At 71.0% G+C, this 20,630-nt stretch carries 12 protein-coding genes; 3 read left to right on the top strand and 9 right to left on the bottom strand.

The genetic code is table 11. The annotated features are described in order from the left end of the window. Nucleotides 1-4: 4 nt before the first annotated feature. From ACTG9Q_RS12160 to ACTG9Q_RS12130, 7 genes are all read right to left on the bottom strand, one after another. The gene (locus ACTG9Q_RS12160; protein ID WP_455572819.1) at nt 5-1,156 is read right to left on the bottom strand and encodes a hypothetical protein; all 1,152 of its coding nucleotides are present in this window, start codon (nt 1,154-1,156) and stop codon (nt 5-7) included. Further along, nucleotides 1,153-3,192 carry a hypothetical protein gene (locus tag ACTG9Q_RS12155; protein WP_455572818.1) on the bottom strand — a complete coding sequence of 680 codons (2,040 nt, stop codon included), beginning with the start codon at nt 3,190-3,192 and terminating at the stop codon, nt 1,153-1,155. Before ACTG9Q_RS12155 ends, ACTG9Q_RS12160 begins: the two co-directional genes overlap by 4 nt. Next, nucleotides 3,189-4,106 (bottom strand): hypothetical protein, encoded by a 918-nt coding sequence (locus ACTG9Q_RS12150; RefSeq protein ID WP_455572817.1) that lies wholly within the window; start codon nt 4,104-4,106, stop codon nt 3,189-3,191. The genes ACTG9Q_RS12155 and ACTG9Q_RS12150 overlap by 4 nt, the downstream gene beginning before the upstream one ends. A gap of 124 nt (nt 4,107-4,230) precedes the next feature. Then, complete coding sequence (locus ACTG9Q_RS12145) at nt 4,231-4,905, bottom strand: Crp/Fnr family transcriptional regulator (RefSeq protein ID WP_455572816.1); 675 nt, start codon at nt 4,903-4,905, stop codon at nt 4,231-4,233. A 111-nt stretch (nt 4,906-5,016) separates the two neighbouring features. Continuing rightward, nucleotides 5,017-5,982: an NADPH:quinone reductase gene (locus ACTG9Q_RS12140; protein WP_455572815.1), complete on the bottom strand. Its 966-nt coding sequence runs from the start codon at nt 5,980-5,982 to the stop codon at nt 5,017-5,019. 1 nt (nt 5,983) lies between these two features. Beyond that, nucleotides 5,984-6,382, bottom strand: a complete 399-nt coding sequence (locus ACTG9Q_RS12135; RefSeq protein ID WP_455572814.1) for a cupin domain-containing protein — start codon at nt 6,380-6,382, stop codon at nt 5,984-5,986. Continuing rightward, the gene (locus tag ACTG9Q_RS12130; protein WP_455572813.1) at nt 6,379-6,870 is read right to left on the bottom strand and encodes an Lrp/AsnC family transcriptional regulator; all 492 of its coding nucleotides are present in this window, start codon (nt 6,868-6,870) and stop codon (nt 6,379-6,381) included. Before ACTG9Q_RS12130 ends, ACTG9Q_RS12135 begins: the two co-directional genes overlap by 4 nt. A 96-nt stretch (nt 6,871-6,966) precedes the next feature. Here ACTG9Q_RS12130 and ACTG9Q_RS12125 point away from each other — a divergent pair, with 96 nt between their 5' ends. After that, on the top strand, nt 6,967-8,136 hold the full coding sequence (locus ACTG9Q_RS12125) for an aminotransferase-like domain-containing protein (RefSeq protein ID WP_455572812.1): 1,170 nt from the start codon (nt 6,967-6,969) through the stop codon (nt 8,134-8,136). Nucleotides 8,137-8,160: 24 nt separating this feature from the next. On the opposite strand, the gene ACTG9Q_RS12120 is transcribed toward ACTG9Q_RS12125, so the two are convergent. After that, nucleotides 8,161-9,462, bottom strand: a complete 1,302-nt coding sequence (locus ACTG9Q_RS12120) for a cation:proton antiporter (RefSeq protein ID WP_455572811.1) — start codon at nt 9,460-9,462, stop codon at nt 8,161-8,163. A 421-nt stretch (nt 9,463-9,883) separates the two neighbouring features. Here ACTG9Q_RS12120 and ACTG9Q_RS12115 point away from each other — a divergent pair, with 421 nt between their 5' ends. Together ACTG9Q_RS12115 and ACTG9Q_RS12110 are read left to right on the top strand one after the other, a co-directional pair. Next, the gene (locus ACTG9Q_RS12115) at nt 9,884-18,772 is read left to right on the top strand and encodes a SpvB/TcaC N-terminal domain-containing protein (RefSeq protein ID WP_455572810.1); all 8,889 of its coding nucleotides are present in this window, start codon (nt 9,884-9,886) and stop codon (nt 18,770-18,772) included. A 17-nt stretch (nt 18,773-18,789) separates the two neighbouring features. Next, nucleotides 18,790-19,251, top strand: coding sequence for a DUF4265 domain-containing protein (locus ACTG9Q_RS12110; RefSeq protein WP_455572809.1), 462 nt, complete (start codon nt 18,790-18,792; stop codon nt 19,249-19,251). 121 nt (nt 19,252-19,372) lie between these two features. On the opposite strand, the gene ACTG9Q_RS12105 is transcribed toward ACTG9Q_RS12110, so the two are convergent. Beyond that, complete coding sequence (locus tag ACTG9Q_RS12105; protein WP_455572808.1) at nt 19,373-20,620, bottom strand: hypothetical protein; 1,248 nt, start codon at nt 20,618-20,620, stop codon at nt 19,373-19,375. Nucleotides 20,621-20,630: the final 10 nt, after the last annotated feature.

Below are 20,630 nucleotides of genomic sequence, written 5' to 3'. Positions count from 1 at the left end.
CCCGTCAGCCGGTCAACGGGTCCCGGTCCGGGGTCGGCGTCTCCGTTGACGTCACATCGGGGTCGGCAGGGCGGTGGGGCTCGGAGTCTTCGGGCTCGGCGTTGGCCTCCCTGGGGTGCAGCTGATCGGCGATGTCGGGCCTGCCGTGCTTCCGCACCAGCTCGGCCAGCTGGTCCTGGAACAGCTCGCGCTGGCCGGACTCCGCTTCCGGGAACATCTCCTCGATCAACGCGAGACCGGGCGGAACCTGAGGTTCGGGGGCGGGTGCGGGATCGGGGACCGACCACAGGCCGGGGTGCCCGGGTTCTTCCCGGATGTCGATCGGAGGCTGCTCCAACACCCACTTCCGCAGCGGGCTGGGGACGCTGTCGTCATTCGCCGCCGCCGTCAACCGGGTCATGGTGTCGATCAGGTCGACGGTCTCGACGATCTTGCGGTGGTCCTGTGCGAGCCGCCAGACCACGGCGCTGCCGGTCGACTTGAGCACGTCCTTGCCGAGGTATTCCCGCTTGTTGATCTCGAAGCGCCGCTCGTGCTCCCACACGAGTACCTCCTTGCGCAGCGCGGCCAGCTTCGCCAGGCGCTCGCTGTCTTCGCTGGACAGGGTGAGGGTGATGCCTTCCGCCCAACCGAGCAGCGCGCCACCGGTGTCCAGCCTGCGCACGCTCAGGTCGGCGGCGAGCTCTTGCTGGAGCAGGACCGGGTTCCCCGGGGCGTGGGTGGCCGTGATCGCACAGATCCGATCGAGCACCATGCGCTTGACCAGGGCCGCGGGATCGCCTACCGGGTGCCTGCCGTTCTGGGTGTGGGCCCAGCGCACTTTGGCGGAGACGAGGAACTGGTAGTCGGGTTCCGAGCTCGGGACGGGGATTCCGGTAAGGGTGTCCTCCAACCGGGCTTCCTCCGGGGCCGGCTGGGGTGCGGGCATGGGCTGCCGCGCCTGGAAAGCCTCTGCCCTGCGGGCGCGTAGTTCGTCTTGCTGGGAACGCAGTGCGGTCATGAGCTTGGCCCCCGCTCCCAGCAGTCCGACCGCGGCCAGGATCATGACCAAGACCAGGACCCAGGTGGCGGGCTCGACCAGCAGGACCACCAGGAGCGGCGTCAGCACCGAGGCCCCGGCGAGCAGTCCGACGCGGATCATGTCGTTGTCGTTCATCGTTGGGTGGCCTCCGGCCGGGCTTCGGTTTCGAGGAAGTGGAGTTCCAGGGAGCGGTCCATCGCCGCCCTGAGTTCACCGATCACGAGCTTGCGCGCGTCCCGTTCGGACGGCGTCCACGCCGCTGCTGCCCACCGACGGCCGATGCCGTAGAGGGCGCCCAGCAACCTGGGGTCCCGGGCGCCCGCGTTGACGAGGATTGCGCGCAGACGCGGGTCCCCGGTGTCCAGCCACTGCCCCACCAGCTCCGGCGTCGAGTCGAGCGGGTCGGTCAGGAGCGGGTTCCACATGGATGTGAGCTGCTCGCGGATTTGTGCGCTGCCGACGAGCGTCCACGTCCGGAGCATCAGGTCCGGAGCGGCCAGTCCGGAGAAAATCGCACGGTCGGCTTCTGGTGGTTGTTCGCTGTTCCTGTTGGTGCAGAGCCGGTACAGGACTCTGCGCCAGAATCGGGGATTCGCCGAGAGCCGCAGCAGTGCGTCCATCGCCGCCGATCGCACGGACGCGTCGTTGTGCCGGGTGAGGTGGTGCAGGCGCACCAGGGCTTGGTCGGCGTGCGTCGGGGCGAGGATGTCCTTGGCCAGCGAGATCACCAAGTGGGCGAGTGGGGCGGCAGTGGAGGAGCTGGTCGCCCACTCGTAGAACTGGCGGCGAAAGAGCGGCCCGCACTGCTCGTGCGCCAAGCCAAGCTGGAGCAACGTGTCCGCGAGGGTGTTGTGGTAGGAGTTGACCGGCAGGTTCTCCCTGGTCCACTGCTGGACCAGCTCGATCAGATCGTTCACCCCGCCGACGGCGAGCGCCTGCTCGGCGAACCTTTCGACGACGTTGCGCTTGTGCAGGCCAGTCAACGCCCGGGAGTTCACGACCCGCTTCACCCACTCACGGAAGGCGGGCCGCAGGCCGGGCATCGCCCTCCAGAAGTACGTTCTCAGAGCGGCGTCGAGGCCGAGTTCGGTGAACCCCACGCATCGGTCGTCGCCCACCATGACGTCCGCGGCGGCGAGCCGCTGCGCGAAGTCCTTACCGTCGAGCGAGTGCACATCGGACTTCGGGTATCTGACCTCCGCCAGCAGGTGCTGCTCACTCTCGAAAACCTCGTCCACCAACGCGCCGTGCAGCATGGCCACCGTGAACAGCAGGGCCTTGCCCGCACCGTCGCCCGCCTTCTCCACGTGCTGCCTGGCGCTCTTGTTCTGGCCTGCCAGCGCCTTTATCGCCGCGGCCAGCCACTTCCACGGATCACCCCGGCGGTCTTCCCAGTCCCGCGCCGCGCGCACCTGTTGCGCCAGTTCGGCGAGGTCGCCCATGTGACCCGTCCGCAGGTAGTCCGCCAGCTCGGGCATCGACCACGCCTCGTTCGGCAGCTCGATCCCGTCGGCTTCGAGGTGCCGCCGAAGGGCGGACCTGCGGTTGGGGAACCCGAGTTCAAGCACCCGACCGAATTCGGCCTTCCAGAACCGTCCGTGGGCAGTGGGAAGCACGACCACGAGGTAGGCCCGTCGCTCGACCTCGGCGCGGAACGTCCCCACGACCTTCTCCGCGGCTTCGAACTCAGCGGGTCTGGCACCCGAGAGGTCCAGCAGGAGACGTTCACCCTCTTGGACTGTGCGCGCCTCGGGTTCGAGCGTCCCGTCATCGGCCAGCGCCAGTTCCTGGAAGGAGCTCGCACCGCTGCCTGAGTGGTGGAGGAGCATCAGCCCCGCCGTGTGCCGTCCGCTTCCCACTTCCCCCGAGATGGCCACGGCACCAGGCTGTGTGAGCCGCGCCCGTGCGTACTCGTAGTCCGGCCCGGTTGGGGGTTCGAACCGCCTGGCGAGCTGATTCAGCCGGTCCTCGCTCACCGGCCTCCGCCGGGGCACCTGATCAGCGAAGCGGTCGGTCATGTCCGGGCTCAGGTAGATCTGGTCACCAAAATGCACGGGCCCTTGCGGGTCCGTCACCGTGGCGTTGCCGTCACCACTGATGTTGCCCGTGCCGCCGCGCCGTTGAGACAGGTGCGGGTGTGCCGAGGTGGTGCTTGTCGGTTCTGCGGTCATCGCGAACTCCTCGGCCGCCGCTGTGTGCGGCTCCCGCCCGAGTACCGGTCGCCGATGTGCACGGACCCGGTGGCGTCGGTGAGGGTGGTGTTGTTGTTGCCGCTGATGTCCCCGGTGCCACCCTGCCTGTTGTCGGTGTAGGTGCCCGTCTGGACGACGTTGCCGTTCACATCGCGCGTGGTGTTGTGCTGCTCGGCCACCGGAGCGTCCCCTGGGGCCGCGATCGCGTCGTCCTCGGGGGTGGTGGTGCGGAAGCCTTCGGCGAGCAGACCTCCCGACGGGGCAGGCACGCGCAGGTAGGCGGTTCCCTCGTAGCTCTTCACCTCGACCGGTGCGCGGATGTACAGCTCCGGGTCCTCACCGGTGAAGCCGGGCTGGACCGCGTCGGCGAAGACCCGCGCGGAGACGATCGCGGCCACACAGGTCGCCGCGCTTGAGCGGGTCAGGAGGTCGCGTACCGGCTGGGCGTCGATGAGCCGGTACGCCTCGACGCGTGCGGCCCCGCTGCCCTCGCTGAGGGGGTTCGCGCTCGAACTCGTCATCGGGCCCACGTGCACGGTGACCCGCATCCGCAGTGGCTGGCCCTGGTCTGTCTCCGCCGCCACCTTGTTGCGGTAGAACAGTTCCTCTTGGAGCGCGGGCAGGAACGGGTTGAGCAGGAACGGCAGGACGGCGGGGCGGAACCCGACCACGTACCCGTCGCCAGTGCCGAACTCGAACTTGTTGTCGTCCCAGTGCTCCGACATACCCGCGCGGCGGAACGCCTGCCGGAGGACGCTGGGGATGGACTCGGTGACCCGGGCGTGGTCACGGCCCGGCCTGCCGCTGAAATCCATCACGTCCACGACCAGGATCGCCGTGTACGGCGGCAGTTCGACGGCCTCGCGCAGGCACAGGCCATTCTCGGATGACAAGGCGTTCTCCTTCATCTCATCGGCTTTCCGGCAGGCGAGACCTTGACCGGCACGACAAGCCTCGCCGGGGAACAGCTCGCGGTCTGTCCGGCATCGGACACTCAGAGGGTGACGCGGGCCACTCTCACGGGCGCAGACCCGCGTGCGCGGTCAACTCGGTCAGATCGGCGACGACCAGCCGAGGACCGGGGCCCAGCGCTCCGCTGTCCCGCAGCACCGCCACCTGCTCGCTGACCGTGCTGCGCACGACCCCCAGCGCCTCGGCGATCTTCTCCTGCGAGAACGGAATCCTCAGCCGGTGCGGGTCAGCGGGGTCGGTGAGCGAGACCAGTTCGAGCAGCAGGCGAGCGATGCGCCTGCGCGCGCTGAGGTGGACGAGCTGGACCTGGTAAGGCACGGTCTCGGAGAGTTTCGTGACCAGGTAGTCCCGCAAGCTCCCCTCGTGGCCGCCTGCCTCGAGGAACCTGTGGAAGTCGGGCGCGGACACCTGGACGGCGACACACTCGTCGATCGCCACCACGGTGGCCGTCCGTCCAGTTCCCGGTCGTGCCAACTCGCCCACGAGGTCCCCTGGCCCCCGGAGCGCGGTCAGCAGACCGACTCCGTCGGCGTTGCCCGCGACCACCTTCACCCGTCCCCGTGCCAGCGCGAACACGTGCGTGTCCGGGTCGCCCTGCCGAAGCAACGCCGTGTCACGGGAGAAGGCCCGCCGCACGCCGGTGCCAAGCAGGGCCTGCCACGGTCCCGCCCCCAAGAGCGCGTGGAAGCCACGCGGGGGCGGCGAAGGCACGATGATCACGAACTACCCATACCGGTACCCGTCCGCGGATCGCCGAAAATCGCAGTTGATTAACCTGAATGGCCTACTTCAACTGTCGGTGACGGGTTGGGAAGAGAAGGCGTGCGGCGGTCAGGGGATGAGGACGAGTTTGCCGAGGGCGCCCGGGGCGAGGACGCGGCGGTGGGCTTCCTGGGTGGCGGTCAGGGGGAGTTCGGTGCCGACGACGGGGTGGAGGGTGCCTGAGCGGAGTTTGGCGGCCACGGCGTGGAGGGCGGCGGCTGTCTCGGTGGGGGTGGCGTTCCACAGGGCGGTGCCGAGGATGGTGGCCTCCTTGCGCATCGCCAAGCGGGGGGTGAAGTCGAGGGCGCCCCGGCTGCCCACCACGACGATCCGGCCGCCCATGCCGACGATCTCCAGGTCGTGGGCCAGGTTGACGTCGGCGAGCATTTCGATGATCACCGTGGGGGCCAAGGCGGCCAGGGTGTCCAGGTAGTCGCCGGAGGTGTGGTCCAGGACGTGGTGGGCGCCCGCTGCCCGGACCAGCTCGGCGCCCGCGGGGGTTCCCGCCGTGCCGATCACGGTGGCGCCCGCGTCGCGGGCCAGTTGGGTGGCGGGGATGCCGACGCCGCCGCTGGCGCCGTGGATGAGCACGGTCTCGCCCGGTTGGAGCGCGGCCTTCTGGAACAGCGCGCGCCAGGCGGTGGCGCAGGGGACGCCGACGGCCGCGCCTTGGGCGTAGGACAGGGAATCCGGCAGCGGCTGCACGTCCTCCGCGGCGGCGATGGCGTACTCGGCGTAGGTGCCGGTGGCGCCCGGACGGCCCAGGGAGCTCACGAAGACGCGGTCGCCGGGGCTGGTCGAGGTGACCCCGGCGCCGACGGCGTCCACCACGCCCGCGCCGTCGAACCCGGGCGTGTAGGGCAGCGCCGGGGTGTGGAAGGCGTACTGGCCGGTGCGGATGTAGGTGTCGGCGGGGTTGACGCCAGCGGCGCGCACGCGGACGCGCACCTGCCCGGCGGCGGGGTCGGGGACGGGGAGGTCGGTGTGGTCGAGGACCTCCTCGCCGCCGAACCGGGTGACCTGGATGGCGCGCATGTCAGCTCTCGGCCTGCTCGCGGGCATGGTTGAGCAGCGAGGTGCGCGGCGGGTTGAACACGTCGATCTGGCGGCAGGTGGTGTCCTTGGTGTGCGCGCCGTGCGGCACCCACGGCGGGATCACCGCGACGTCGCCCGGGCGCATGGTGCGCGTCTCACCGTCCAGGGTGAACTCGAACTCGCCCTCGATGACGATGGTGATCTGCTCTTCCTCGTGGACGTGCAGGGGAGCGGTGGTGTTCGGCTCGAACGACACGAAGTTGGCCATCGTTTTCTGGCCGAGCACGGGCCGGAACTCCAGGCCCGCGACGAACTCGACGGGGTCGATGTCGCCGACGGTGACGTAGCGGCCGGGCGCGGTCGGGGTCCCGCCCGCCTCGGTGCTGAAGTGCTCGGTCATGGTTCCTCCGGGAGGCTGGTCAGGACGCGGTCGGCGAAGTTGTCCGGGGTGAAGGCGTAGAGCACGAGCGCGGTTTCGGTGTGGCGGATGCCGGGCAGGGCGAGCAGCCGCTCGAAGTAGACCTCGTTGAGGTGGGCCTGGTCGCGCACCCGCAGCCGGACCTGCAGGTCGAGCCCGCCGGTCACCAGGTCGACGCCCTCGACCTCGGGGATCTCCACGATCTGCTGGGCCAGCTCGCGCTGGCCGTTGCTGCGCTCGGAGGTGATGCCCACGATGACGGTCAGCGTGCGGCCGAGCAGGGCGTAGTTGAGCCGCGCCCGGTAGCCCTCGATCACCCCGAGCGCCTCCAGCCGGGCGATGCGGTCGGCGACCGCGGGCGGCGACATGCCGACCGCGCGGGCGATCGCGCGCTGGGAGAGCCGGGCGTCCTCGGCCAGGTACTTGAGGATCGCCACGTCCGTCCCGTCCAGGCGAGGCGGCTCGGGCACGAAAACTCCTTGTCAGTTGGCATGCGAATCGGCACTATATGGCTGGCAAACGTAAGCCGCAAGGCGGGTGTGAGCAGGCGATTGCAAGGAGGGGTTGTGCGCTACGCAGCTCGGATGGCCCGCGTCGGGCCCTCGGCGATCCGCGACCTGCTCCGGCACGGGGCCGACCCGGGGATCATCTCCTTCGGCGGCGGCTACCCGGACCCGGCGCTGTTCCCCATGGCCGACCTGCGCGCGGTCTACGACGAGCTGCTCGCCGGGGACCCGGCGAACCTGCAGTACTGCCCCTCCAACGGCCTGCCCTCGCTGCGCGCCCACGTCGCCGACCGCCTCGGCCGCGACGGCATCGGCTGCGACGCCGACGACGTGCTGGTCATCCAGGGCGCCCAGCAGGGCCTCGACCTCGCCGGGAAGCTCGTGCTCGACCCCGGCGACACCGTCGTCACCGAGACCCCGACGTTCCTCGGGGCGCTCATCGCGTTCAACCCGTTCGAGCCGACCTACGCCCCCGTGCGCACCGATGAGGACGGCATGGACCCGGCGGACCTGGAGCGGGTCCTGCGCGGGTCGCCGCGCGCCAAGCTCCTCTACACCGTCCCGGACTTCCAGAACCCGACCGGCGTCACGATGAGCCTGGAGCGCAGGCACCAGGTGATCGACCTGGCCAACCGGTTCGACCTGCTGGTCGTCGAGGACACCCCGTACCGCGCGCTGCGCTACGACGGCGACCAGCTGCCCACGCTGAAGAGCCTCGACACCGAGGGCCGCGTGCTGCACCTGGGCACCTTCTCCAAGATCCTCGCGCCCGGCGTGCGGCTGGGCTGGGCCGTCGCCCCCCAGGAGATGTTGGACAAGCTGACCCTGCTCAAGCTCGCCGCCGACACCCAGTGCGGCACCCTCAGCATGGCGGCCGTCTCGCTCTACCTGGACCGCTTCGACATCGACGCCCACATCGCCGCCGTGCGCGACGCGTACCGCGACAAGCGCGACCTCATGCTGACGACCCTCCGGAACACGTTCCCCGCCAGCACCGCGTTCACGGTCCCGTCCGGGGGCCTGTTCACCTGGCTGAGCTTCCCCGGGGACTTCGACACCACCGCGTTCCTGCGCGACGTGGCCCTGCCGCGAGCCCGGGTCGCCTACGTCCCCGGCGCGTCCTTCTTCCCGCTCGCCCCCGAGCACAACCACGCCCGGCTCAACTTCTCCGGCGTCCCCGACGGCAAGATCGTCGACGGGCTCACCCGGCTCGGCGCCCTCCTGCGCTGACGGCACTCAACGGGGTCAGACAGGTCAGACGGGCGTTTGCGGCGCCTGGTCCGGGTCGCCGTGCTGGCGGCGCGTCTCGCGTATCCGCATGCGGTCCAGCAGGCGGATGGATGGGGTGGCGGTGATGCCGTGGATGACGATGGAGAAGATCACCACCAGGGCGACCACGCGCCAGATCGTGTCCTGGTCGGCGAACTGCCCGTTCTGGAGCGCGTAGGCGACGTAGAACAGCGATCCGATGCCCCGCACGCCGAAGAACGAGATGACGGCTCGCTCGCGGGGTCCGGTCCCGCCCCTCATCAGGCCGATGAGGCCGGTCACGGGCCGGACCACGAGCAGGACGACCAGCGCCACCACGACTTCCCGCCAGCCGGTGCCCGCCAGCAGCCCGGTCACGGCCGCGCCACCGAGCAGGAAGATGATCAGCACGGTGAGCAGCCGCTCGGCCTGCTCGACGTACTGGTGCAGGACGCGGTGGTAGCCGTGGGACCGCTCGCCCGCCCTGATCGTGCAGGCGCAGACGAAGACGGCGATGAACCCGTAGCCCTCGGCCAGTTCGGTGAGGCCGTAGGCCAGGAAGGTCGCCGCGAGCGCGACGAAGCCCTCGGCGTGCTCCGCCAGCCGGAACTTCTCCGACGGCGCCGAGAAGAACAGCGTGCGCAGCGCCCACCCGGTGAGCAGGCCGACCAGCAGGCCGCAGGCCAGCCGCCACAGCACGTCCACCGCGAGCCAGTGCGGCAGCCAGTCCTGCGGCGCCGCGCCGACGACGCTGATGGCGATGGCGGCGTAGGTGAAGGGGAAGGCCAGCCCGTCGTTGAGCCCGGCCTCGGACGTCAGCGCGAACCGCGCCTCGTCCTCGGTGGAGCCGGGGTCGTCCGGGTCCTCCGCGGGCTCGGCGACCTGGACCTCGCTGGCGAGCACGGGGTCGGTGGGGGCCACCACCGCCGCGAGCAGCACCGAGGAGGCCAGGCCCCAGCCGAGCACGCCCCACCCCAGCGCGCCCACGGCGAGCACGGACAGGGGCATCGTGATGGCCAGCAGCCGCCACGTCGTCGCCCAGCGCCGCAGGCCGACCGGCCGGTTCAGGGCCAGGCCCGCGCCCATCAGGGAGATGATCACGCACAGCTCGGCGAGGTGCAGAGTGAAGGTGTTGTACCGGATCGGGTCCGGATCGGGCAGCCTGTCGATGAGCGTGAACGCGAGCGCGCCCGCGCCCAGGAACACCATGGGCATCGAGATCGGCGCCTTGCCCAGGACGCGCGGCAGCAGCGCGGCCATCAGGGTCGCGATGCCGATGCAGGCGTAGACCACCGCGCCCGGACCCACCACCCGGCTCCTCTCGGCTCGTCGGCGGGTCGGACGAGGTTCAGCCGCCGGTACGAGCCAGGTACCCCGCGTTGGCCTGCGCTAATCCACGGCCTTGAGCCCACCGAGTCGACCGTCGTGATGGGACCGGACCGCAGGACGTGCGCCACCTGGTGCCGCGGTGCGCCAGCCGGAGGGCCCAGTGAGCAGTCGGGAGTGGGCCTTTCGGGTGCCAGGCGTTCGAGTGATGATTGCTCGCGTAGACCCGCTCTCCGTAGAAGGGCTGCGACGAACGTGGGACAACCTGCCGGATAGACGTCGCCATTCCGGTGACGTGTGCAACGCCGGAGGCCCGCGCCGCGAACTACTTCCCGGTGTGACGAGTGCTCTTCGTCTTTTGGGAGTGGTTCAGGTGGCCGGATTCGCTGTCGATCGCCCAGTGATGGTCCGCGCACTGGCGGGGTTTGCCGTGTTGTCGCTGGCCTTCTCCGGCCTTTCCGTCACCCCCCCGGAGCCCGCCGCGGTCTTGGCGTCCACGACCCCGGTGACCGCCGCGGTCGGCGACCAGTGCTCCGAGGGTGGCACTGGAGCTGTCCAGGTCTTCAACCGCGACGCGCGCGCCGGGGCCGGGCTGCCCGCCCACCAGGTGGTGGTGCGGCCAGGCGAGGCGGGCGTGCGAACCATCGCCCACGAGGGGGCCCAGCTGCGGATCGGCCCGGAGGCCGTGCGGCTGCCCATCGGCGTGGGCATCACCCCGCTGGGGAAAGGGCACGTGCCCGAGCTGGACACCGGTATGACGAACGTGACCGGCCGCCACAAGGGCTACCGGTTCACCCCGACGCCGCACACGTTCTCCGCCGAGATCACGGTCACCATGCCGTACGACCCGGCGCTGCTCAGCGCGGACTTCACCGCCAACGACATCTTCACCTTCTTCTACGACGAGCTGGGCGCCTGCTGGAAGCCCCTGCGCCGCGTCGCCGTCGACGAGGCCAACCACCAGATCGTCTCGGCCACCGAGCACTTCACCAACATGGTCAACGCCACGGTGACCGTCCCCGAGCACGCCGAGGGCGCCTCGTTCGACCCCAACCAGCTCAAGGACATCCAGGCCGCCGACCCCGCGCAGGGCGTCGCGCTGATCGCCCCGCCAGGCCCGAACAGCCAGGGCGACAACCGGCTCAGTCATCCCATCGAGGTGCCGCCGGGCCGCGAGGGCCTGCAGCCCAAGCTGGACGTCCGCTACACCTCCGCGGGCGGCAACGGCTGGATGGGAACCGGCTGGGACCTGGCCACGCCCGCCATCGTCACCGAGACCCGCTGGGGCGTCCCGCGCTACGACGACGCCCAGGAGACCGAGACCTACCTGCTCAACGGCGAGCAGCTGACCCCGGTCGCGCACCGCGGCCCGCTCCAGGCCCGCACCGCCGACAAGGTCTTCCACGCCCGCGTCGAGGGTGGCTTCGACCGGATCGTCCGCCGCGGCGACTCCCCGTCGAGCTACCGCTGGGAGGTCACCGACAAGTCCGGCACGACCTACTTCTACGGCGCGGTCAAGGGCGCGGCGGCCCCGGAGGCGGATGCCACCCTGGCCGACGCCGAGGGCAACGTGCACCTGTGGGCTCTGCGCGAGATCCGCGACGCCAACGGCAACCTGCTGCGCTACCACCACGCCAAGGTCGAGGACGCGGGCGTGGACGGTGGCGCCGAGCCGGGCCGCAACCTCTACCCGAAGCGGATCACCTACACCGGCCACGGCGAGGCTGAGGGCCGCTACTCGGTCACCTTCGTCCGCGACCGCGAGCTGGGCGAGCCGCTGCGCGCGGACAAGACCATCGACGCCCGCGGCGGGTTCAAGCGGGTCACCGGCGACCTGCTGCGCCGGGTCGAGGTCCACTTGGACGACCAGCCGATTCGCAGCTACTCCTTCGACTACACCACCGGCGCGTTCTCCAAGACCCTGTTGAAGAAGATCAACCAGCACGACTCGGCAGGGGCGCAGTTCACCTCCCACGAGTTCGACTACTTCGACGACATCCGCGACGCCGACGGCAACTACCAGGCGTTCGACCAGCTCGCCTGGACCAGCCCCGGCGACGACCTCGGCAGCGACGCGCTCAACCTGACCCCCGACCAGGCGGGCGAGGCCAGCGCCCTCAACGCCAACACCAGCGTCGGCGGCGGCGGGCACCTCTACGTCGGCGTGGGCACCTCGCCGACCAAGTCCGGCTCCGTCGGCGTCAAGGTCGGCTTCAACCACGCCGAGGACAGCGGCCTGCTCGCGCTCATCGACGTCGACGGCGACTCATTGCCGGACAAAGTGTTCCGCGACGGCGGCCAGGTCAAGTACCGGCGCAACCTGGCGGGCCCGGCAGGTACGCCGCGGTTCTCCGACGAGACGCGCCCGCTGGCCCTGCCCGGCATCCAGAACGAGAGCAGCGACACCGTCACCCTGGGCGTCGAGGGTTACGCGGGAGCGGTCGCCGCGCAGCTGAACTACGTCAACACCTTCTCCCGCACCACGCAGTACTTCGCCGACGCCAATGGCGACGGCATCACCGACCTGGTGAACGGCACCACCGTCCTGTTCGGACGCGTCGGCGCCGGTGGCGCCCCGGTGTACGGGGTCAGCGGCGACACCCCGGTGCCGATCGGCTCCGGCCAGGTCGACACCGACGGGCTGCTCGGCGACTACGCCGCCGACCAGGAGCGGATGATCGACTCCTTCCCGCTGCTGGACAGCGTCCGCCGCTGGGTCGCCCCGTACGACGGCCAGGTGCGCCTGTCCGGGGGCGTCAGGCTGGCCCCGGAGACCGCCGCCGAGCGGGACTCCTCCACCAGCGCCGACGGCGTCCGGGTCGCGATCCAGCACGAGGGCGCCGAGCTGTGGGCGCAGCGCATCGAGGCCGAGGACGACGCCGAGTACACGCCCACCGGCGTCGACTCGATCACCGTCACCCGCGGCCAGCGGCTCTACTTCCGCGTCCAGTCGGCCTTCGACGGCGGCTTGGACGAGGTCGTCTGGAACCCGGTCGTCAGCTACGTCGGCGCCGCGGCGAGCACCGACGTCAACGGCTTGGCGCACCACACGTTCGACGCCGCGCGCGACTTCACCCTCGCGGGCCGCGCCGGCGAGGTGACCGTGCCGCTGACCGGCACCATGCGGCTCTCCGGCGACCTGCTGAAGAAGGCCGCCACCACCGACGACGTCACCGTGGTGATCACCCGCGACGGCACGGCGGTGTTCGAGCAGGGTTTGGCCGCGCACACCACGGGCACGGTCCCGGTCACCGGCGACATCGCGGTGCAGAAGGGCCAGAAGCTCAAGTGGCGCGTCCGCGTCGACTCCCCGATCGATGTCGACCAGGTCGAGTGGACCCCACGGGCGCACTACACCGCCGCGCAAGGCCTCGACCGGCTCACGGCCCCCGACGGCAGCCCCCTCGTCGTCGTGCACCCGCCGTACGACTTGGACATCTACCCCGTCGACGGGCTCACCGCGCCGCAGGCGGCCCACGTCGTCGCTGCCGACGGGCAGCTTGAGGTCGTCCCCGGGCTGACCTTCGACTTCGGCGGCGAGACCCCGACCGCCCGGGTGGCGTTCACCGTCAAGCGGCGCGGCGGGTTGGCCGCCAAGGGTTTCTTCGACATCGTCGCGGGTCAGGTCACCACGCCCGCCCCGGTCGCGGTCAACGGCGTGGCGGGCGAGGAGCTGTTCTTCGACTTCAGCACCACCAGCCCGACCCTGCGCGCCATGCTCACCGGCAGCTCGGTCACCGTCGACGGCGTGGACGCCCCGCACGCCTTCCACAGCGCGGCCGAGGAGGGCGCGTTCTCGCAGCCGTACCGCGGGTGGGCGACCATCGGCTACAACGGCAACCGCGACCGCGCGGGCCAGCCGATCGCCCAGGACGACCTGGTCATCGACGACAGCTTCGCCGACCAGCTGCCCGACTCGGTGGACCCGCAGGCGCAGAAGGACGCCTTCGCCGCCGACCCGCGCGTCACCCCGCCGAAGGTGGCCGCCTTCTCCCCGTCGCCGCTGACCAAGCGGTGGGGCGCGGGCGAGCACAACTGGATCGCCCGCGACCGGACCAGCAGCTCCCGGCTGGGAGTGGCGTCGATCAGCCTGCCCAAGCCGGAGGACTTCGCCGGTGCCACGGCGGTGCCGCGGCTGTCGCGCTCGGAGCAGGTCTCGCTGACCGGCAGCGTTGGCGGCGGGGTCGGCTCGGTCGGCGGCAGCGTCGCCACCGGCGACAGCACCGGCGAGGTGGACTACGTCGACCTCAACGGCGACCAGTTCCCCGATGTCGTGGGCGCGGGCGGCATCCAGTACACCGACATGGTCGGCGGCCTGGGCGCGACCAAGGGCGGCACGCCGGACGGCGCGGTGCGCCGCACTGAGACCGTCTCCGGCAACGCCAGTGCGGGCAGCGCGGCGCGCACCATCGGCACCGGGCGCGGCCACGCGTCCCCGCCGGGGCACGCCGCGGCCAACGGCGCCCAGTCCGGCAACGACATGCCACCGCTGGGCGTGGGCGGCAGCATCGGCGGCAGTGACGCCGACGCCGCCTTCGACCTGGTCGACATCAACGGCGACGACCTGCCCGACCGGGTCTACGAGGACGGCCGGGTGGCCCTCAACCTCGGCTACCGGTTCGGCGCGCCGGAGACCTGGCGCAACCCGGCGGCGCTCAACGACGGCGGCGGCGACAACTTCGGCGTCAACGTCGGGTTCAACACCGACTTCTACGGCTTCGCGGGCGGCGCGTCCTACTCCGAGGGCAGCAGCTCGGCGTCGGCGACGATGATGGACCTCAACGGCGACGGCCTGATGGACCGGGTGTTCGACGGCTCGCCGATCAAGGTCGCGCTCAACACCGGCAACGGTTTCGAGTCGCCCGTGCCGTTCCACGGCAGCCTCTCCGGGCTCAACGGCGACCAGAACGCCAAGCTCGGCGGCGGGGTGTACTTCACCTTCGGCATCTGCTTCACCGCCATCTGCGTGGTGATCAACCCCGGTGCGGACTTCTCGGCCGGGGCGGCCCGCACCGAGAAGTCCATCCGCGACATCGACGGCGACGGCTTCGCCGACCACCTCGCGTCCACCCAGGACGACGAACTGACGGTGGCGCGCAACAAGACCGGCCGCACCAACCTGCTGCGCTCGGTCAAGCGCCCGCTCGGCGGGTCGATGGACTTCGACTACACCCGTGACGGCAACACCTACGACCTGCCGCAGTCGCGGTGGGTGCTGAGCCGGGTCGCGGTCAACGACGGCCACCCCGGCGACGGGCAGGACGTCCAGCTCGTCACCCACGAGTACGCGGGCGGGCGGTTCGACCGGCTGGAGCGCGAGTTCCTCGGCTACGCCACGGTGACCGAGCGGCACCGTGACCCGGCTGCGGGCGACGCCGTGCACCGCACGGTGGTGCGCGCCTTCCACAACGACAGCCACTACACCCGCGGGCTGCTGCGCTCCGAGCGCACGCTCGACGCCGAGGGCAGGCCGTTCGCCGAGACCGAGAACACCTACCAGCTGCGCGATCTCTCCGGCGCCCCGGCTGCGGCGGACAGCACCACCGCCACGATCTTCCCGGCGCTGGTGCGCACCGACCGCCGCTACTTCGAGGGCGCGCCCAACCCGGGCCTGTCCACATTCGTGACCATGGACTACGACGGCGCGGGCAACATGACCCGCAGGCTGGACACCGCCGACGCAGGCCCGGCCGACGACGTCGAGACCCGGGTGGCGTTCACCGCCGAGGACGCGGCCTGCCAGGCGGGCCACATCATCGGCACGCCCAAGCGCATCGAGGTCTTCGGCGACGGCGCGCTCATGCGCTACCGTGAGTCCACCGTGGACTGCGCGACCGGCGACATCACCCAGGTGCGGGCGCGGCTGGCGGCCGGGGTCGAGGCCGTCACGGACATGGCCTACCGTGCCGACGGCAACCTGGCCTCGGTCACCAAACCGGCCAACAAGCACGGCCAGCGCTACAAGCTCGACTACGCCTACGAGCAGGTCGTCGGCGTGCACGTCGAGACCGTCACCGACAGCTTCGGCTACCAGTCTCAGGCCACCTACGACCTGCGCTTCGGCCTGGTGGAGACGACCACCGACTTCAACGGCCAGCGGGTGCGCAACACCTACGACGCCGCGGGCCGGGTGGACACCGTCACCGGGCCCTACGAGGCCGCCGAGGACCGGGTGACCATCGACTTCGAGTACCATCCCGACGCGCCGGTCCCGTACGCGGTCACCCGGCACGTCGACCGCCAGGCCGACGGCACGGTCCGCCCCGACACCATCGACACGATCACCTTCGTCGACGGCCTGCGCAGGCAGGTCCAGACGAAGAAGGACGCCACGGTCCACACCGGGCAGGACGCGCCCGCCGCCGACGTCATGACGGTCTCCGGGCACACGGTGTACGACTTCCTGGGCAGGCCGGTGGCGATATCGCACCCGGTGACCGAGCCCAAGGGCCCGGCGAACGCCGCGTTCAACCCGGCCGTCGACCCGGTGGCGCCGACCCGGGTGGCCTACGACGTGCTCGACCGCAAGACGTCCACCACCCACCCGGACGCCACGGTCGACACCACCGAGTACGGCTTCGGCCCGGACCGCTCGGGGGCGACCCGCTTCCAGATGGTCACCACCGACGCCAACGGCAAATCCAAGCGCACCTACGACAACGTGCGCCAGCTGACCACCGCCGTGAAGGAGTTCAACCCGGCGGGTGGCCAGCCGGTCATCTGGACCAGCTACGCCTTCGACCCGCTGGGCCAGATCACGACGGTGACCGATGACCGCGGCAACGCCACCACAGCCGAGTACGACAACCTCGGCAGGCGCACGGTCGCCACCAGCCCGGACTCGGGCCGCACGGTCACCGAGTTCGACCTGACGGACAACCCGGTCCGCAAGGTCACCGCCAAGCTGGCCCAGTCCGGCCACGCCATCGAGTACGACTACGAGTTCAACCGGCTCAGCAAGATCCGCTACCCGCTGTTCACCGCCAACGACGTCACCTACACCTACGGCGCGCCCGGCGCTCCGCACAACGGGGCGAGCCGCGTGGTGGCGATGACCGACGGCGCGGGCACCGTCGCCCGTGAGTACGGGCCGCTCGGCGAGGTGACCAGCGAGACCCGCACCGTGGCGATCCAGGGCGGCAAGACGCGCGACTTCACGACGGAGTACCGCTACGACACGTGGAACCGCGTGCTCGGCATGACCTACCCCGACGGGGAGGTCCTGTCCTACCGGTACAACAGCGGCGGGCTGGTCGACGGGGCCACCGGCACCAAGAACGGCTTCGACTACACCTACCTGAGCCGCTTGGACTACGACAAGTTCGAGCAGCGCGCCCTGCTCGACACCGGCAACGGCACCCGCACCACCTACCGCTACGAGGACTCCACGCGCAGGCTCACCGGCCTGCACGCCCGCCTCGACGCCGACCACGGCAACCACGTGTTCCAGGACGTTGCCTACGGCTACGACGCCGTGGGCAACGTGACCTCGATCCAGGATACCGCGCCAGTGCCCGGCGGCCCCGAGGTCGGCAGGCAGGTCGGCGGCCCGAGCACGCAGACCTTCGTCTACGACGACCTGTACCGCCTCACCCGGGCCGAGGGCACCTACCAGCCCCGCACCCCGAGGACCGACCGGTACACCGTGGACCTGGTCTACGACTCCGTCCACAACATCACCAACAAGAACCAGGTCCACGAGCTGGTCAGCGGCGGCAACGCCATCGCCCAGCACAAGACCACCTACAACCACGCCTACAACTACGGCGGTTCCAAGCCGCACGCGCCGGACCGGCTCGGGCCCTTCACCATCGCCTACGACGCCAACGGCAACCAGATCAGCCGCTCGCAGCAGCCCAAGCCCACCCGGCAGTTGATCTGGGACGAGGAGAACCGCCTCGCCTGCACGCACGAGAACGTGCAGCAGCAGGTCCTGCCGCAGGTCCCGACCTCGTGCGACAACGCGGGCGGCACCGCCAACCGCGCCCGGCACCGCTACGACGACCAGGGCAACCGGGTGGTCAAGGACGGCGCCCAGTTCCACCTCTACCCGAACCAGAACTACTCCACGCGCGGCAACCACGACTTCAAGCACGTCTACGTCGGCCAGACCAAGATGGTGACCAAGGCCGTTGAGCCCGAGCACCGCCCCGAGGACCGGCAGTACTTCTCCCACGGCGACCACCTGGGCTCCACCTCGTTCGTCACCAACGACCAAGGCGGCCTCGCCGAGCACGCCAAGTACTTCGCGGCGGGGGAGACCTGGGTCAGCGAGCACCCGTCGCAGCCGGTGCCGCACCAGTACACCGGCAAGGAGATCGACCCCGAGACCGGGCTGTACTACTTCGGGGCGCGCTACTACGACCCGCGCACCCAGCTGTGGCAGAGCCCGGACCCGGCCATGGAGTCCTACCTGGACGGTTCTCCGGCAGGCGGCGTCTACAGCTCGGTGAACCTGGCGTCCTACAGCTACGCGGGCCACAACCCGATCCGGCTCAACGATCCCAACGGCCGCTGGCTCAACGTGGTCGTCGGCGCGGGCATCGGGCTGGTGGTTGGCGCAGGCATCGAGGGCGTCCGGCAGGCCGTGACCGGCGAGTTCAACGCGGGCAGGCTGGCGGGTGCCGCCGGGGCCGGGGTGATCTCCGGCGCGGTCGCCGGGGCCACGATGGGCGCCTCCCTGGTCGTGCAGGGCACGGCGGCGGTCGGCGCGGGCGTCACCGGCGGTGTCGTCTCCCGGGCCATCTCCGGTGAGGAGCAGACCGCGGGCGCCGTCGCCACCGACGCGGTCGTCTCCGGGGTCACCTTCGGGGTGGTCAAGGGCGGCGGCGCGATCGTGCGATCGCTGCGCGGCAGCCCACCACCCCCGGCAGCGGCGCCCACGACACCCACGGTGCGACCCGCCACTCAGCAGCCGATGGGCGGTGGTGGCCAGGTCCTGCGCGACGGGCAGGGCGCCACGGCGGCCGAGATCGCGGCCAGCGCCGGCGGCCCCGGCGGCGGCTCCCGCGCGGGCCAGCAGACCGTGCGCCAAGCGCTGATCGACGAGGCCGACCAGGCGGGCGGGCCCTACACCTGCTGGCGCTGCGGCCAGACCACGACCAACCCGTCGAACGTGCACCTGGGTCACCGCAACGTGCCGACCTCGCAGGGCGGCAACCTCTCCAGACCCAACGTGTGCTTGGAAGGCGCGGCATGCAACCTCAGCGCGGGCAACCGCGGCGCGCCGAGACCGGGGATGTCCTGCGCCGAACGCGGAAGCTGCGGCGCTCCATACGGACGAACAGACTAGGATCACCCGCTGTGAGCATGGTGCGACTTCTGGTCCAGAAGGGTCCCTCCGGCAGACCGGTGCACGAGGACGTGCCCGCCGTCCCGGAGGGGTCCGGCTGGCGCCTCGTCGCCTCCCCTGGCCTGGCCTTGGGCGCGGCGGCGGGTGACCTGCTGACCGTCAAGCCGGATCACGCGTTCACCGTGGTGGAGCGCGGCGGCAACATCGCCGTGCACGTCAGCGCCCCGGCCGCGGCCCGCGCCGAGCTGGACGACCTGCGCGTCGAGGTCGAGCGCGTCGGCGGCCGCTGCGACGGCATCGGCTGGACGCGCGACCGCTCGGCCTCGCTGTCGGTATTCACCATCCCGCTCAGCGCGGGCTGGTCGGCCATCGAGGCGGCGATGAACGGATACCAGGCCAGGGTCCCCGCGGGGGAGTGGTACTACGTCAACGTCTACGACCCCGCCGACGACACGACCCCGCTGAACTGGTGGCTGTAGTCGGACCCGTTGACACCGATCGCCTGCCGGAGCCCCGAGAGGGTCCGACAGGCGAACGAGGGGGATGGACACGACCGGGGATGCCGACGTGCCGCGGCACCCCCGGTCGTCGCTGGGATTCTCAGCCGACCCTGATGGCGCCGGTGCCCGCGTCACGGACACAGCTGACCGCGCGGTTCGCGCTGGTGGCGGCGCCGGTGAGGCACTGGGCCAGGACGGCGTGGCCGCTGCTGTTGGGGTGCCAGGACTCCTGGCAGGTCTGGAAGTAGGTCACGCAGTTGTTGGCGACGCGCTGAATGGCGATCTTGTCCATTCCGGACAGGCTGGTGATGACGTTGCCCGAGGTGCCCTCGTGGAGGCGGACCGGCGTAGCCAGGGTGTTGGCGGGGCTGCCCGGGTTCTCGCACAGGCGGGCGCCGTCGAAGGCGCGCTGGACGTTGAGGTAGACCAGGTCGCGGCCGGGGTACTCCGCGGACAGGGTGGCGTGGGTGTTGCGGACCAGGGTGCCGAGGCCGGTGGAGAAGACGTGGCCCGCGGCCAGGCTCGCGCGGTGGGCGGGGCAGCCCGCGGCGTAGCGCTCGGCGCCCAGGTCGCGGAACTTGTCGCGGTCGTCGGCCCGGCCGTCCTGGGTGTGGTACTCGGCGGCGTAGTCGAAGGGCAGCGGGTTGGTGTAGTCCTGGAAGACGATGCGGTGCTGGCCGTCGGCGTCGACCTGGGCGAGGGTGTTGAGCAGGGTGCGCAGGGCGGCCGTGGTCTCCGTGCCCGCCGCGGCCAGCTCGGCCTCGGTGGCCAGGTCCGCCGCGGTGCAGGGCGTCTGCGGGACGGGGCCGCCGAGGTAGGCCCAGAACTCCCACCAGCCGGTCCAGGCGTCGGCGATGAAGCGGTTGGCGCAGATCGACGCCGCGTCGCCGAAGGTGAACTGGCTGTTGTTCGAGCCGAGTCCGACCAGGACGATGTCGATGTCGTGCGTCTGGGCGACGGCGCGCAGCTGGTCGAGCTGGGAGGCCACCGTGCGGCCCTTGGCGCGGTTGGCCGAGGCGTTGGCGATGTCGTGCGGCTGACCGCCGGAGCAGGCGAGGTTGAACCGGGCCGAGATGCCGGGCAGCGACGCCCGCAGCAGGGACGCGTTGGCGGAGCGGTGGCAGAAGTACGGGTTGCTGTTCGCCGCCGACCATCCCGGGAAGCCTTGCGGCACGCCGTTGATGTCGGCGACCGGCAGGTAGTCGCCCGCCCCTTCCCCGCTGATGAAGCTGTCGCCGAGGGCGATGGCGGCCGTGGGAAGGGCCGCCGCGGCGGTGGGGGCCGTGACGAGCCCGAGGGTGACGGGCAGGACCACGAGCGCGGCGAGGGAACGCCGGAGCAGGGACATGGTTTCTCCT

Source organism: Actinokineospora lacus, from assembly GCF_053813445.1.
The sequence above is the reverse complement of the archived record's forward strand: the minus strand, read 5'-3'. Positions and strand labels throughout refer to the sequence as shown.

Coding starts and splice junctions, on each gene's coding strand:
- ACTG9Q_RS12160 (WP_455572819.1), bottom strand. CDS start 1,156: ATGAACGACAACGACATGATCCGCGTCGGACTGCTCGCCGGGGCCTCG.
- ACTG9Q_RS12155 (WP_455572818.1), bottom strand. CDS start 3,192: ATGACCGCAGAACCGACAAGCACCACCTCGGCACACCCGCACCTGTCT.
- ACTG9Q_RS12140 (WP_455572815.1), bottom strand. CDS start 5,982: ATGCGCGCCATCCAGGTCACCCGGTTCGGCGGCGAGGAGGTCCTCGAC.
- ACTG9Q_RS12135 (WP_455572814.1), bottom strand. CDS start 6,382: ATGACCGAGCACTTCAGCACCGAGGCGGGCGGGACCCCGACCGCGCCC.
- ACTG9Q_RS12115 (WP_455572810.1), top strand. CDS start 9,884: ATGGTCCGCGCACTGGCGGGGTTTGCCGTGTTGTCGCTGGCCTTCTCC.
- ACTG9Q_RS12110 (WP_455572809.1), top strand. CDS start 18,790: ATGGTGCGACTTCTGGTCCAGAAGGGTCCCTCCGGCAGACCGGTGCAC.
- ACTG9Q_RS12105 (WP_455572808.1), bottom strand. CDS start 20,620: ATGTCCCTGCTCCGGCGTTCCCTCGCCGCGCTCGTGGTCCTGCCCGTC.